Genomic DNA, 14,980 nt, shown 5'->3' on the forward strand with positions numbered 1-14,980 from the left:
GATCCGGGAGCGCGGTCAGGCCTTTCGCTCCCACCGGCCGTCGGCCTCGGACCAGTATTCCGCAGTCAGCCCTGCCGCGGTCAGCGCCCGCCACTGGCCACGGGCCTGTTCGACCGCCGCCGGATCGTTGCCGTCGAACAGGATGCAGACCCGGTCCATCCCCACGCATTCCTCGGCCCTTACCGCGGCCCCGTCCACGATGATGAGGCAGGCCGGGTCATTCGGCGCCATGCGGTCGTCATCCGGCGCGGTTCCGTCCGCCGCACCCGTCGCGATGGTCAGCAGCACGGGTTGACGCGCGTCATGCGGTCCGCCAGCCAGCCCGTGAGGCAGGAAGCCTTCGCCCTGCCACAACAACTCGTCCAGGCGCTGCATCCGGGCCTGATCAGCCCCGCGCAACTCGATCCGCCAGCCCGCCGCGCGCGACTTGCCGATCAGGGCCGGCAGCAGCGATTCCGCGGGGGACCGGGTCAGGTGATAGAACAGCGCGTTGCCCACGGACCTAGTCCCGGGTCGATGGGTCCTGTCCGCGCCGGCTCTGACCCGACGATCGTGTGCCGCGGGACTGCTGGCCCGCCCGTCGCCCGGACGGGCGCTGTCCCGAAGGGCGCTGTCCCGGCGCATCCTGGTCTGATCCGACCTGCTCGAACCCGTCACGGATCAACCGGTCCAGCGTCATGACCCCCCATCCAGTCGCGCCCTTGGGCGCCAGCGGGGTTGCGCCCGGCGGCAGCGTCACCCCGGCGATGTCGATATGGGCCCAGGGCGTTCCCTTGCGGATGAACCGCTGCAGGAACTGCGCCGCGGTGATCGATCCTGCTGCCCGGCCGCCGGTGTTCTTGACGTCGGCCAGGCGCGACTTGATCAGCTCGTCATAGGCGGGGGCCAATGGCAGGCGCCAGGCGCCCTCGCCCTCGGCCGCGGCGGCCTTCAGCAGCTGGTCAGCCAGCCCGTCGTCGTTCGAGAAGACGCCGGCATGGTCGTGCCCCAGCGCGATGATGACCGCCCCGGTCAGCGTCGCCAGGTCGATGACCGCTGCCGGTTCGAACCGGTCCTGCGCGTACCAGAGCACGTCGGCCAGAACCAGGCGGCCCTCGGCGTCGGTGTTGATCACCTCGATCGTGTCACCCTTCATCGACCGGACGATGTCGCCGGGCCGCTGGGCGCGTCCGTCCGGCATGTTCTCGACCAGACCGACCAGACCCACGACATTCGCGCGGGCGCGCCGCAGCGCCAGGGTCCGCATCACCCCGGCGACGACCGCGGCGCCGCCCATGTCCATGGTCATCTCCTCCATCCCCGCAGACGGCTTGATGGAGATGCCGCCGGTGTCGAACACGACCCCCTTGCCGACCAGGGCCAGCGGCGGTTCGTCGCCGCCGCCCTGCCAGCGCATCACCACTACCGCGCTGGGGGTCTCGCTGCCCTGCCCGACCGCAAGCAGCGCCCGCATGCCCAGGCGCGACAGCGCGTCCTCGTCCAGCACCTCGACGTCCATGCCTAGCTCGCCCAGTTCGAGCAACCGTTCGGCAAAGTCGGTAGTGGTCAACACGTTCGCCGGTTCGTTGACGAGGTCGCGGGCAAGAAACACCCCGGCGGCCGCGGCCAGCCCGTCCCGGGCCTGCGCGCGGGCCGCGTCCGCGTCCGCCACGACCAGTGTGACGCTGGCGCGATCCGGTTCGGGCGGTTCGACCGGGCCCGCGGTCGTGTCCTCTGGCACCGTATCACCGCCGGGTTGCATCGCGTCACCCAGGGCGGCATCCGCGACGGCGCCGGTGCGGCTGATGGTCTGCGGCGCGCGCTCGGCGCCATTCTCTTGGTCGGCGCCGGTGTCGGCCACGTCGGCGTCCGGGCCTTCGGCCGGATTAGATTTGTGCACAGTGAAATCGTAGCCGCGCAACGCGATGCCGCGCGCGACTTCGGCCACCTGCGGGTGGTTGCCGGCCAGGACCGTGACCCGGTGCTTGCCCATCCGCGCCCCGATCGCGGCGCCCGCCTTGCGCGCTGTCACGACATCCGCGGATCGCGGCAGGTGGACCAGCTGCACGGCATCGGCCTCCATCCCCATGGGAAAGGCCAGATCGATGGACTCGCCGGGCTTGACCTTGCCCCAGGCCGACGATGCGAGGGCGCGCCGGGCGACGCGGCCGAGGCCGCGCGGCAGCCTGCCGATGGGTCGTCCCTGATCCCCGATCAGCAACACCACGCGTCCGGGACCGGACAGGGCAGCCGACAACGCCGACTCGTCGGCGGGAACAAAGCGGATCTCGACAGGGTGTGACATGCGCCAGCCTTTTCTTGAAAGTCGCCGGACCGTATCCGTCGCCCTGCAGCTTGACCAGAGCGCAGGGTTTTCCCGCAAGGTGACTGCGGCTATTCAGGAAAGGCCGGCACGGTGCCGGCGCCCTCGCCACCTGACAGGTCATGACCCGCATCGACAAGTACATCCTGTCGCAGTTCCTTGGCCTGTTCGGGTTTTTCGGGCTGGTGCTGGTGTCGGTCTATTGGATCAACCGGGCGGTCCGCCTGTTCGAACAGCTGATCCAGGACGGCCAGACGGCGCTGGTGGTGCTGGAGTTCACCGTGCTGACGCTGCCGCTGGCGATCTCGCTGGTGCTGCCCGTGGCGGCGTTCGCGGCGGCCGCCTATGGCACGAACCGGATGGCCAGCGAATCCGAACTGGTGGCGATGCAGGCCGCAGGCATGTCGCCCTGGCGGCTGGCCCGGCCGGTGCTGGTCTTCGGGCTTCTGGTTGCGCTGATGGTTGCGGTGCTGGTGCACGGGCTGGTGCCGCTGGCGCGGAGCCGCCTTGCCGACCGGCAGGCCGACGTCGCCGAGAATGTCACCGCACGGTTCCTGCGGGCCGGGCAGTTCCAGTACCCGGGCGACGGCCTGACGCTGTTCATCCGCGACATCGATGCGGATGGCCGCTTGCTGGACCTGTTTCTGCAGGACGCGCGCAATCCCGACAGCGTCAGCGATTATTCCGCGTCGCAAGCCCTGGTGATCCGGGGCGACGCGGGACCGCGGCTGATCATGCAGCAGGGGATGGTCCAGACCCTGCGACGCGACGGCGGGCAGCGGCAGCTGTCGGTCACCATGTTCGAGGATCTGACCTACGACTTGGGCACCATGATCTCGGCCGACCCGAAGGGGCGCGACCTGCGGGACTATTCCACCCGGCGGCTGCTCTTCCCCGACGCCCAGCTGCTCGATGCCACCGGTGCCACCCCGGCCCGCGCCCGGGCCGAAGGGCACGAGCGCATGTCCCAGCCGCTCATGGCACCGGTCGCGGCCATGCTGGGGTTTGCGATGCTGCTGCTGGGCGGATTCTCACGATTCGGCGTGTGGCGGCAAGTGATCGGCGCAGTGGTGGCCCTGATCCTGGTGCAGATGCTGTCCACCGCGGCCGCCAGCGCCGCAGCGGCAGCCCCGCAGCGCTGGCCGCTGCTGTACCTGCCCCCCCTGGCCGGGGCTGCGATGGCGGCCTCGGCCCTGTTCTGGGCCGCGCGGCGACGTCGGCATTGGCGGCGCAGGGCCGTCCCGGTTGCTGCGGGATCAGGAGGTGTGGCGTGATCCTGCAGCTTTATCTCGCGCGGCGCTGGCTGCGGCAGTTCGCGGTGATCGCGGGTGCTTTCCTGGCGATCCTGTTCCTGATCGACCTGATCGAACAGATCCGCCGTTTCGGCCCTCAGGGGGTGGGGCTGCCCGGCACCGCCGCCATGGCCGCACTGAACATTGCCGGCGGGTTCTATTCCATCCTGCCCCTGATCACGCTCCTGTCCGGCATCGCACTGTTCCTGTCCCTGTCGCGGTCGTCCGAGATGGTGGCGATCCGCGCCTCCGGCCGGTCGGGGATGCGGTCGCTGGCCGCCCCGGCCATCAGCGCCGTCATCGCGGGATTCGTCGCGGTCGGCGTGCTGAACCCGATCGTCGCCGGCACGACCAAACGCTTCGACGCCATGGTGGCCCGCATCCACACCGGGGGAACCCAGACCGTCAGCCTGGGCGAAGGCGCGGTGTGGCTGCGCCAGGGGCTGCCGGGCCAGACCGCGCGCACGCGCGCCGGGGGGCCCGCCGACGCATCCGATGGCCCCACGGCTCGACAGGCTCCAGCCGATCTGCCCGCGACCGGTGAGCAGGCAGCGGGCCAGGTGGTGATCCGTGCCACCCGGGCCAGCCCGGATGCGACTACCCTGTATGACGCGACCTTCCTCGTCTTCGACCGGGGCACCGGCCCGACGCGCCGGATCGAAGCGCAGGCTGCGCGGCTGGAACGTGGGTCGTGGCTGCTGACCGGGGTCAAGGAATGGCCGCTCGAGGCGCCCAACCCCGAGGCTGCCGCCCTGTCCGGACCCGCCCTGCGGCTGCCTACCGACCTGACTGCAGACCGGATCCGGGACGGGTTCGGTGCCCCGGAGGCGGTGCCGATCTGGCAGCTGGCCAGCTTCATCAGTGGGCTGGAACGGGCCGGCTTTTCTGCGCTTCGTCACCGCGTCTGGCTGCAGATGGAACTGGCGCGACCGCTGCTGATGGGGGCGATGATCCTGGTTGCCGCGGCCTTCACCATGCGCCCGGTCAGGGGGCGCCGGGTGGGGGTGCTGGTGCTTGGCGCCTTTGTCGCCGGTGTCGGACTGTTCTTTCTGCGCAATCTGGCGCAAGTCTTGGGCGAGTCGGGTCAGGTCCCCCCGGCCCTGGCGGCGCTGGCCCCGCCCGCGGTCGCGGCGTTGCTGGCGCTCGCGCTGCTGTTGCGGCTGGAGGACGGATGAGAACCGCTGCACTGACCCTCACCCTGCTCGCGGCCGCCACCTGCATGTCGCCGCACCAGGCGATGGCGCAGGTGTTCCGGGGCACCGGACCGGCGCTGGCGCCGACCGAGGGCGACGTCACCACCGCACCGCTGGCAGACGGGACCGCAGCGCCGATGCTGCCGGTCGCCACCACCCGCCCGCTCGCCCGACCAGTGGTCGTGTCCGGGCCGGCGCCGACCGATGCGGCCGTGCCGGACTATGCGGCGGAAGAGGGCGCCACGCTGCTCGCCGATCATGTCGACCTGTCCGGCGACCGGGTGCTGACCGCGACGGGCGGGGTCGTGATGTGGTATGACGGCGCCCGACTGATCGCCTCGCGCGTGGTCTATGACGGCGGCAGCGGACAGCTGACCATCGATGGCCCGATCCACCTGACCCGCCCGGATCAGGCCGGCGGGGATCAGGAGACGATCCTAATCGCCGACGGGGCCGAGTTGGACGAGGATCTGCAGGACGGGATCCTGCGCGGCGCCCGGCTGGTGCTGGCAAGGGAAATCCAGTTCGCCGCCGCCGAGGTGCGACGGACCGGACAGGGGCGGATGACCACCCTGACCCATGTGGTCGCCTCGTCCTGCCAGATCTGCGCCAGCGATCCGACGCCGCTGTGGGAAATCCGCGCCCGCCGCATCACCCATGATGCCGAGACGCGGCGCATCTCGTTCGACCGGCCGCAGTTCCGCGCCTTCGGCCTGCCCCTCGGGATCCTGCCTGTCCTGACGGCGCCGGACCCGACGGTCGAACGGATGACGGGTTTTCTGAGGCCACGGTTACGCACCACCTCGGCGCTGGGGCTCGGCGTCAAGCTGCCCTATTTCATCACCATGGGCGATCATGCCGACCTGACGGTCACGCCCTATCTGGCGGTCAGCCGCACCGCGACGGTCGAGCTGCGCTATCGCCAAGCCTTCGCGAATGGCGTCACCGAATGGAACGGCGCGATCAGCCGCGACGACATCCTTCCCGACGAGACGCGGGGCTATCTGTTCGGCGCCGCGCGTTTCGCGTTGCCGCGGGACTACAGCCTGACGGCGCAGCTGCAGACCGCGTCCGATCGGGCCTATCTGCTCGACTACGACATCACCGACGCGGATCGGTTGTGGAGCGGGGTGACGCTGGAACGGTATCGTCGCGACCGGATGCTGAATGCCCGGGTCGGCAATTATCAGACCCTCCGCGATGACGAGGACGATGCGACCTCGCCGGGGCTCGTCGCGAACACGACCTGGCAGCGCGCCTTTTCGCCGCCTGCGCCGATCGGTGGACGCGGCTGGCTGGAGTGGTCGGTCCATGCCCATCGCCGTTCCTCCGACACCGATCAGATCGGCCGCGACATGCTGCGCGGCTCGGTCGCGGCCGACTGGCGGCGTCAGCAGGTGCTGCCCCTGGGGGTGGTCGGCAGCGTGCAGACACGGGTGGATGCGGACCTGTTCCGGATCCTGCAGGATAGCCGGTTCGACAGCTCGGTCGCCCGGGTCGATCCGACCGTGGCGGCCGAACTGCGCTGGCCGCTGATCGCCCGGTCGTCGAACGCCACCCACATGCTGGAACCGGTGGCGCAGCTGATCTGGACGCCCGAGCGCAAGGCGGCGGACGAGGTCCCGAACGAGGACAGCACCCTGATCGAGTTCGACGAGGGCAACCTGTTTTCGCTGAACCGCTCGCCCGGCTGGGACCGGCGGGAGACCGGGCTGCGCGCCAATCTGGGGATCGGCTGGACGCGGATCGATCCGACCGGCTGGTCGCTGGGGCTGACCGCGGGACGGGTGCTGCGCGCCGACGGGGACGGCGATCTGGGCGGGCCGCTAAGCGGCAGGAGATCGGACTGGCTGCTGGCCGCGCATTATGCGGACGGACGGGGACTGGCCGTTTCCAACCGGGCGTTGTTCGACGACGGATTCGACATGTCGAGCGACGAGCTGCGGTTGGGTCTGCTGCGCCCGGGCGTGCAGATCAGCGCCGGATATCTGTGGATCGATGCCGAGGCCCAGCCCGGGCGCGAGCGGGATGTTTCGGAACTGTCGGCCACAACCGGCCTGCAGATCGCGCCCGGCTGGTGGGCAACGACGGATGCCCGCTATGACTTTGCCGCCAGCCGCACGCGGGAAACCGAACTCGGCCTGCAGTACCGCAACGAGTGCATCACGGTGGACATGTCGGTGGCCCGGCGGCTGACCGAGTCCGAAAGCGTGTCGCCCGACACCCGGTTCGGCCTGTCCGTCCAGCTGGGTGGCTTCGGCCGGCAGGCAGAGGCCCCGGGACAGGTGGCGCGCCGTTCCTGCCTGCGCTAGTCTGGCGCGCGATCGAAAAGGGGCAGTACATGCGGCAGATCATTCGGGCGACGGCGCTGGTCGCGATGCTGGGCAGCACGGCCCTGCCAGGTTTGGCACAGGGACTGTTCGCCCCGGTCATCTACGTCAACGACGCCGCGGTCACCCGGTACGACCTGGATCAGCGCACCCGCTTCATGCAGCTGCTGCGTGCGCCCGACGCCAGCCGCGAAACCGCGCTGCGGGAACTGGTGAACGACCGGCTGAAGATGCAGGCCGCCGAACTGATCGGGATCAGCGTCACCGACGAGGGGCTGCAGGCCGGGCTGGCCGAATTTGCAGGCCGCGCGAACATGAGCGTCGACGAGTTCATGGCCGCACTGGCCGAAGAAGGTGTCGAGCGCCAAGTCTTCCGCGACTTCGTCACGGCCGGGGTGGCGTGGCGCGAGGTGGTGCGCCAGCGCGTCGTGCCCCGGATCGAGGTCAGCGACCGCGAGATCGATCAGGCACTGCAGCGCGAGGTGGAAACCCCGCTGACCGATGCGGTGCTGCTGTCGGAACTGATCATGCCCGCACCACCGGGCTCCGAGGATCAGGTGTTGGCGCGGGCCGAGGAAATGGCACGCACCATCCGGTCCGAGGAGGCGTTTGCCGCGGCCGCCCGGCAGTGGTCGGCGACCCCGACCGCCGGCCGCGGCGGACGGCTGGACTGGACCCCGCTTGCCGATCTGCCGCCCTCGCTGCAGCCGGTCATCCAGGCGCTGAGCCCCGGTCAGATCACCCAGCCGCTCAGCGTGCCCGGCGCGGTGGTGCTGTTTTACCTGCGTGACAGCCGTGGACGGCTGCGGCCCGGCGCCACGGAACAGACCGTTGACTATCTGACGATGGCATTGCCGTCGCCCGCCGAGGGGGCCCGGATCCTTGCCGTGGCGGACAGCTGCGACCAGGTGCACGTGCAGGCCAATCGCTATGCGCTCGATCCGGTCAGCCGGCAGACGTCCCCGCTGGGCGCCGTGCCCACGGACGTCGCGCAGCGGCTGTCCACGCTGGACCCGGACGAGGGATCGGTGATCGACTATGGCGCCGGCGCCACGCTGGTTATGCTGTGCAGCCGCACCCCGACCCTGCTTGCCGGCGAGGCCGATGCCGCTTCCGGCGAGGGGACGAGCGAGGTCGCGGAAACGGGCAACCCATCCTTTCCCCCTCTCACGCCCCGTGACCAGATGCGCGAGCAGATCTACAATCGCAAGATCAACGAGGCCGCCGACGCGTATCTCGCCGAGTTGCGCGCCGATGCGCTAGTGCGCCAGCCGTGACGTCCGCTCTGCGGCGCCGGCGTTGCTGAGATGCCCGCGCCGATCGTTCTGACCTGCGGCGAACCGGCCGGAATCGGTCCGGAACTGGCCCCGCATGCCCTGAATGCGGGCGTGCCGGTGGTCTGGATCGGCGATCCCGACCATCTGCCGCGTGGGACCGCGTGGCAGGCAGTGGACGCGCCTTCGCAGCCAGTGCCCGCCGGCAGCCTGCCGGTGCTGGTGCACCGCTTTGCACGTCCGGCGCAACCGGGGGAGCCCGATCCAGCCAACGCCGCCGGGGTGATCGAGGTGATCGCCCGCGCAGTCGACCTGGCGCGCAGCGCCGCGGCCGGCGGCATCTGCACGCTGCCGATCAGCAAGCAGGCCCTGAAGCAGGGGGCGGATTTTCCCTTCCCCGGCCATACCGAATACCTCGCCCATCTGGCCGGCGGCTGCGATGTGGCGATGATGCTGGCGTCGACCACGGTCGAGCCACCCTGCCGGGTGGTCCCGGCCACGATCCACATTCCCCTGGACCAGGTGCCCGAAGCCTTTACGCGCGACGCGCTGACCCGCGCCCTCCGCATCACCCACGCGGCGCTGATCCGTGATTTCGGGATCGAACGGCCGCGGCTCGCGGTCGCCGGGCTGAACCCCCATGCCGGCGAGGGCGGCACCATGGGTCGGGCCGAGATCGACTGGATGATTCCCGCGCTGGAGGCGTTGCGCGGCGAGGGAATGACGCTACTGGGCCCGCTGCCGGCGGACACGATGTTTCACGCAAGCGCCCGGGCCCGCTGGGATGCTGCCATCTGCGCCTATCACGACCAAGGGCTGATTCCGATCAAGACGCTGGATTTCGCGGGCGGCGTCAACGTCACCCTGGGCCTGCCCTTCGTCCGGACCTCGCCGGATCACGGCACCGCGTTCGACATCGCCGGCCGCGGAATCGCAGATCCGGCCAGCACCATCGCGGCGCTGCGGATGGCGTGGGACATGGCCGTCGCCCGAGCCCGGGCATGAGCGCCATCGACTCGCTACCCCCCCTGCGCGAGGTGATCGCGCGCCATGACCTGCGCGCCCGCAAGCAGCTCGGCCAGAACTTCCTGCTCGACCTGAACCTGACCGCACGCATCGCCCGGGCCGCGGGGGACCTGACCGGCAGCGATGTGCTGGAAATCGGCCCGGGCCCCGGCGGGCTGACCCGCGGCCTGCTGGCCGAGGGTGCCCGGCACGTTCTGGCCATCGAAAAGGATGCACGCGCCATCCCGGCGCTGCAGGAAATCGCGGATGCCTATCCGGGACGGCTGACGATCATCCAGGGCGACGCGCTGCAGGTCGACCCGCTGGCGCATCTGACCCCACCGATCCGGATCGCCGCCAACCTTCCCTACAACATCGGGACGGAACTGCTGGTCCGCTGGCTGACGCCCGCGGACTGGCCGCCTTTCTGGCAGTCCCTCACATTGATGTTCCAGAAAGAGGTCGCGCAGCGGATCGTGGCGCGACCCGGCAGCAAGGCCTATGGCCGTCTGGCGCTGCTGGCGCAATGGCGCTGCGACGCGCAGATCGTGCTGACGCTGCCGCCCCAGGCGTTCGTGCCCGCGCCCAAGGTCGAATCGGCGGTGGTGCAACTTACGGCACTTCCCGCGCCACGCTATCCGGCGGACGCGCGGGTGCTATCGGAACTGACCGCTGCAGCCTTCAATCAGCGGCGCAAGATGCTGCGTGCATCCCTGCGCAGCGTGCATCCCGAGATCGAGGCCTTGCTGGTCGCGTCCGGCATCGCGCCCACGGCGCGCGCCGAAGAGGTGGGTCTGGACCGGTTCTGTGCCCTGGCCCGCGCCCTGGCGGCCGCGCGACAGGTCGCCTGACCCGGCCCTGCGGTCCGCCGGCGTTACGCGTCGCCCTCGCTGCCCGGCTCGCCTGGACCGTCCGACTCCGGCTTTTCGGCCTTCTTGCGACGCGGGCGTGGCGTCGCGCCAGCCGCGGCGCGGGTGCGAGGAGCCCGTGCTGGACGCGGCGCCTCGGCGGCCTCGGGCGTCGTCACCGGGCCTTCGTCGAGTTTCGCACCGATTGCCTCGGGAATCCCGGCGGCGCTGGACGGCGAAGGCTCGCTGTCGGCAGTCGCGGGCTCGGCGGAGGTTCTCAGAAAGGCCGGGGCTGCATCGCCATGTCCGATCCGCAGCGCCTCGTCGGCGGGCGCGTCAGTGGCGCTGGCGGCGGATGTGTCGCGTCCCGCATCACGCGGCGCGGACTTCGGACGATCCGCAGTCGTGTCGGTCGCATTGTCGCGGCTCTGCCCGCGGCGGTCGGCGGCGCGCTCATCGGTGCGATCGCCGCGATCCGCTGCTTGATCAGGCTGCGCTACCATGGGCTGGTCGCCGCGGCTGTCGCTGCGGGCGCCGTCGCGGCGCGCCTCACCCCGATCGTCCCGCCGACTCTCGCCGCGATCATCTCGTCGTTCATCGCGGGCCTCGCGGCGGTCGTCACGCCGATCGTCACGGCGCTCATTGCGGCTGTCCGACCGGCGCTCGCCACTCTGGAAGGCCTGTGCGCTCTGACCGCCATGGCCGTTCATCCCGTGGCCATTCTGCCCCTGCTGACGGTCATCCGAGCGGTCGTCCGCCTGTGATCCGCCCTGCCCCTGCTGACCGCCTGATTGCTGCTGGCGCTCAGCCTGTTCCCGCTGCGCCTCGCCCAGCATCCGGGTGTAGTGCTCGGCATGCTGGAAAAAGCTCTGCTCGGCCACGCGGTCGCCGGACAGTTGCGCGTCGCGGGCCAGGGTCAGGTATTTCTCGATGATCTGCTGGGGGGTGCCACGCACCTTGCCCTCGGGACCGGAGCTGTCGAAGACGCGATTGACGACGTTGCCAAGCGTACGAGGGCCGCGGGACTTGTTACGCGAACGGGATTTGGATGATCTCATCGGTTTTTCGATTGTTCGTCCGAACGGGCCAACAGGCACTTGATTGGGGTTCCGAGTCGTCGCCGTGATGCGCGAAGGCAGGGATGGTGTCCCGCATCGGCGCGCGTACCGCGCCAGTCATGCACATGCTGTTCGGCAGACCCGTGCGGGCGTTATCGACCCGTCACAGACGCGACTAATCACGCACCCGCCGGGCTGACAAGCGCAAAACCGCGATTTGCGCGCATTTTAGCGTGACTCGGTGCTCAGGCAAGCGGACGGCCGCTTACCACCCGGTCGCGTCCGTCCAGATCCCGCATGACGCGGATGTCGCCCAAGGCCGCCGCCTGCATCAGCGCGGTCACCTCGCACGCCTGGGTTGGCCCGATCTCCACCAGCAGCCATCCCCCAAGGGTGAGATGCGCTGGCGCCGCGGCAACGATCCTGCGATAGGCCCCCAAACCATCGGCCCCGTCGGTCAGCGCCATGCGTGGTTCCCAGTCGCGCACCTCCGCTGCCAGTGCGGCCATCTCGGGTTCGGCGATATAGGGCGGGTTCGACACGATCAGGTCAAAGCGCCCGCTCACGCCGGCGAACCAGTCCGCCTGGATGAAGTCGGCAGCAACCCCGATCCGGTCGGCATTCGCCCGGGCCACCTGCAGGGCGGCCGCCGACAGGTCGGTCCCGGTGCCGGATGCGCCCGTCCGCTCGGCCAGCAGCGACAGCAGGATTGCCCCGGTGCCGGTGCCAAGATCCAGCACGGATCTCCACGGCAGGTCGAGCGCTGCCGCGACCAGCGTTTCCGTTTCCGGTCGCGGATCCAGCGTGTCGCGCGTGACGGTGAATCGATGCCGCCAGAAATCGCGATACCCGACGATCTGGCTGACCGGCTGACGCGCAAGCCGGGCAGCCACGGCCCGATCCAGCGCGGCCGACTGATCGGGTGTGACCGGCAGATCATGCATGCGCAGGCGATCCGGCGCGATTCCCAGCGCGTGGGCGACCAGCCGCCGCGCGTCATTCTGGGGGTCGTCCACCCCGGCCGCCATCAACCGCGCGGCTGTCGCGGCCAGCAGTGGAGCGGCCGTGCCGGTCATCCCTCGGACGCGGCCAGCCGGACGGCCTGGTCATGGGCGGTGAGCGCATCGATGATCTCGGCCAGATCGCCCTGCATGATCCGGTCGAGCGCATAGAGTGTCAGGTTGATCCGGTGATCGGTGACCCGCCCCTGCGGATAGTTGTAGGTCCGGATCCGTTCGCTGCGGTCACCCGAGCCGAGCTGGCTGCGCCGGTCGGCCGAGCGTTCGGCGTCGGCCCGGGCCCGTTCCATGTCGTAGAGCCGCGCGCGCAGCACCGCCATCGCATTCGCCCGGTTCTGGTGCTGTGACTTCTCGGACGAGGTCACGACGATCCCGGTCGGCAGGTGGGTCAGGCGCACCGCCGAGTCTGTCGTGTTGACGTGCTGCCCCCCTGCACCCGACGCCCGCATCGTGTCGATGCGGATCTCGGAGGCGGGGATGTCGATTTCCACCTCCGCCGCCTCGGGCAGGACGGCGACGGTCGCGGCGCTGGTGTGGATGCGGCCGCCCGACTCGGTTTCCGGGACCCGCTGCACGCGATGCACGCCCGATTCGTATTTCAGCCGCGCGAAGACACCTTCGCCCTCGATCCGCACCACCGCCTCGCGGACCCCGCCCAGTTCCGATTCGGACAGTTCCAGCACCTGGAACGACCAGCCCTGCGCCTCGGCATGGCGCTGATACATCCGCAGGAGGTCGCCCGCGAACAGCGCCGCCTCGTCCCCGCCGGTGCCGGGGCGGATCTCCAGGATCGCCGGCCGCGCGTCCGCCGCGTCGCGTGGCAGCAGCGCCAGCCGCAGCGCCTGTTCCAGTTCGGGCTGCCCGGCCCGCAAGCGGGCGATCTCGTCCTCGGCCAGTTCGCGCATGTCCGGATCGGCCAGCAGGGCCTGCGCATCCGCCAGCGCCGTTTCCATCGCCCGCCATTCCGCGATCTGGGCGACAACCGGCTTCAGCTCGGCATATTCGCGACTGATGCCGGCGATCTCCTCGGCCGCAGGACCCGCGTGCAGCCGCGCCTCGAGGTAGTCGAAGCGCTGGGTGATCCGGTCAAGGCGGTCGGCAGGAAGCATGGGCGCGGCTTACCCCCGGGATGCTGAGGGAACAAGGCACCGCACCCCCGGCTCAGCCGACGTTGATCTGTGTCATGGAACTGCGAAGGTTTTCGTCAAGGATAGTTAACGCCACTTCCCGAGCAAGGCAGAGACGAGGACCAGCCATGCATATTCGCCATTTCCTTTATCTCGGCGCGGCCCTGATAGCGCCGGGCCACGCCGTTCTGGCGCAGACGACGGCGCCCCCCGACGGCGCACCCGTCGACATGGCGGCGCCGGCCGAACAATCCACGGCCGTGCCCGACTCGGCGGACCGTGACGCCACGAAAGCGGCTGTCGCCGGGACGCGGGTGACACCGCCATCCGACGAGGATCCGCAGGCGGCCGCCGTGGGCGCGGCCCTTGCGGCCTCGCCCGACGCCGAACTGCGGGACGCGGCGAACGAGTTGTTCGACCCGATCCCGCTCGCAGCCGAGTTGCCGCACGGCGCGCCGATGACCCGTGCCAAGATCGACCTCGGCGCGATGCTGTTCTTTGACCCGCGGATGTCGAAATCCGGGGTCTTTTCGTGCCAGTCCTGCCACAACATCGGAATGGGCGGAACCGATGCGCTGGAAACCTCGATCGGTCACGGCTGGCAGCAGGGGCCGCGCAACTCTCCCACCATGCTGAACGCGGTGTTCAACGTCGCGCAGTTCTGGGACGGCCGCGCCGAGGATCTGGCCGAACAGGCCAAGGGGCCCGTGCAGGCGGGCGTCGAGATGAACAACACCCCCGAGAACCTGATCGAGACGCTCAGGTCGATGCCGGGCTATGTCGACGCCTTCGAGGCATCGTTCCCCGGGCAGGACGAGCCGATCACCTTCGACAACTTCGCGCACGCGATCGAAGCGTTCGAGGCGACGCTGCTGACCCCGAACTCGCGGTTCGACCAGTGGCTGCAGGGAACTGACGGCGCAATGACCGACCGGGAAAAGCGCGGCCTGCAGGCGTTCATGGACACCGGCTGCGCGACCTGTCACGCCGGCATCAACTTCGGCGGAGAGGGGTATTATCCGTTCGGGCTGGTCGAGGCTCCGGACGACGAGGTCCGCCCGGAAGATGACATGGGGCGGTTCTCTGTCACCAGCACTGCGGATGACGAATACGTCTTCCGGGCCGCACCGCTGCGGAATGTCGAACTGACCGCGCCCTATTTCCATTCGGGCAAGGTCTGGAACCTCCCGGACGCGGTCAAGATCATGTCGACCGCGCAGCTCGGCACCGAACTCACGGAAGAGCAGGCCGCGGATATCACGGCGTTCCTCGCGACGCTGACCGGCGAACAGCCGCAGGTGGTGCATCCCACGCTTCCCGTGCGCGCCGCGGCAACGCCCCTGCCCGCCCCGATCGACCTGCCCGCCAAGGTCGACGCAACCGCGCCGCAGGGGGCCGACACCGCCGCCCCCGCGAACGCGCAGGCGGACGCCGGGGCTGACACTGCACCGGCACCGAACTGACCTGCTGTCGGTCAAGGACAAGGGCTGCTCTGTTGGACGCCCTTGTCGATGCACTTCACACGGACGAGC

12 protein-coding genes are annotated in these 14,980 nt (G+C 69.9%); 7 read left to right on the forward strand and 5 right to left on the reverse strand.

All coding sequences use genetic code 11. The features are described 5' to 3' along the window. Positions 1 to 15 precede the first annotated feature (15 nt). The gene (locus Q0938_RS03555; RefSeq protein ID WP_299359188.1) at positions 16 to 498 is read right to left on the reverse strand and encodes a DNA polymerase III subunit chi; all 483 of its coding nucleotides are present in this window, start codon (positions 496 to 498) and stop codon (positions 16 to 18) included. A gap of 4 nt (positions 499 to 502) precedes the next feature. After that, positions 503 to 2,284: a leucyl aminopeptidase gene (locus tag Q0938_RS03560; RefSeq protein WP_299359191.1), complete on the reverse strand. Its 1,782-nt coding sequence runs from the start codon at positions 2,282 to 2,284 to the stop codon at positions 503 to 505. Between the two features lie 140 nt (positions 2,285 to 2,424). On the opposite strand from Q0938_RS03560, the gene lptF reads away from it, so the two are divergent. From lptF to rsmA, 6 genes are read left to right on the forward strand one after another with little or no spacing between them, the layout of a single operon-like run. Further along, entirely contained in the window at positions 2,425 to 3,576 is a 1,152-nt protein-coding gene (gene lptF, locus Q0938_RS03565; RefSeq protein ID WP_299359192.1) for an LPS export ABC transporter permease LptF, read from the forward strand. Next, a complete protein-coding gene (lptG, locus tag Q0938_RS03570; RefSeq protein WP_299359194.1) occupies positions 3,573 to 4,769 on the forward strand; it encodes an LPS export ABC transporter permease LptG in 1,197 nt (398 codons plus the stop codon). Before lptF ends, lptG begins: the two co-directional genes overlap by 4 nt. After that, the gene (gene lptD / locus Q0938_RS03575) at positions 4,766 to 7,099 is read left to right on the forward strand and encodes an LPS assembly protein LptD (RefSeq protein WP_299359196.1); all 2,334 of its coding nucleotides are present in this window, start codon (positions 4,766 to 4,768) and stop codon (positions 7,097 to 7,099) included. The genes lptG and lptD overlap by 4 nt, the downstream gene beginning before the upstream one ends. Positions 7,100 to 7,128: 29 nt before the next feature. Next, positions 7,129 to 8,394, forward strand: a complete 1,266-nt coding sequence (locus Q0938_RS03580) for a peptidylprolyl isomerase (RefSeq protein ID WP_299359198.1) — start codon at positions 7,129 to 7,131, stop codon at positions 8,392 to 8,394. 30 nt (positions 8,395 to 8,424) lie between these two features. Next, positions 8,425 to 9,396 (forward strand): 4-hydroxythreonine-4-phosphate dehydrogenase PdxA, encoded by a 972-nt coding sequence (gene pdxA / locus Q0938_RS03585; protein WP_299359200.1) that lies wholly within the window; start codon positions 8,425 to 8,427, stop codon positions 9,394 to 9,396. Beyond that, complete coding sequence (gene rsmA / locus Q0938_RS03590) at positions 9,393 to 10,247, forward strand: 16S rRNA (adenine(1518)-N(6)/adenine(1519)-N(6))-dimethyltransferase RsmA (RefSeq protein WP_299359203.1); 855 nt, start codon at positions 9,393 to 9,395, stop codon at positions 10,245 to 10,247. The genes pdxA and rsmA overlap by 4 nt, the downstream gene beginning before the upstream one ends. 23 nt (positions 10,248 to 10,270) lie before the next feature. Here rsmA and Q0938_RS03595 read toward each other — a convergent pair whose 3' ends face one another. The 3 genes from Q0938_RS03595 to prfA form a co-directional block, all read right to left on the reverse strand. Next, entirely contained in the window at positions 10,271 to 11,302 is a 1,032-nt protein-coding gene (locus tag Q0938_RS03595; RefSeq protein ID WP_299359205.1) for a DUF4167 domain-containing protein, read from the reverse strand. 245 nt (positions 11,303 to 11,547) lie between these two features. Next, the gene (gene prmC, locus Q0938_RS03600; RefSeq protein ID WP_299359207.1) at positions 11,548 to 12,378 is read right to left on the reverse strand and encodes a peptide chain release factor N(5)-glutamine methyltransferase; all 831 of its coding nucleotides are present in this window, start codon (positions 12,376 to 12,378) and stop codon (positions 11,548 to 11,550) included. Beyond that, the gene (gene prfA / locus Q0938_RS03605; protein ID WP_299359209.1) at positions 12,375 to 13,430 is read right to left on the reverse strand and encodes a peptide chain release factor 1; all 1,056 of its coding nucleotides are present in this window, start codon (positions 13,428 to 13,430) and stop codon (positions 12,375 to 12,377) included. Before prfA ends, prmC begins: the two co-directional genes overlap by 4 nt. A 146-nt stretch (positions 13,431 to 13,576) precedes the next feature. Between prfA and Q0938_RS03610 the strand changes: the two genes are divergently transcribed. Beyond that, a complete protein-coding gene (locus Q0938_RS03610) occupies positions 13,577 to 14,911 on the forward strand; it encodes a cytochrome-c peroxidase (protein ID WP_299359211.1) in 1,335 nt (444 codons plus the stop codon). Positions 14,912 to 14,980 lie beyond the last annotated feature (69 nt).

Origin of the sequence: uncultured Paracoccus sp. (genome assembly GCF_947496875.1) — a bacterium.
Taxonomy (GTDB): domain Bacteria; phylum Pseudomonadota; class Alphaproteobacteria; order Rhodobacterales; family Rhodobacteraceae; genus Paracoccus.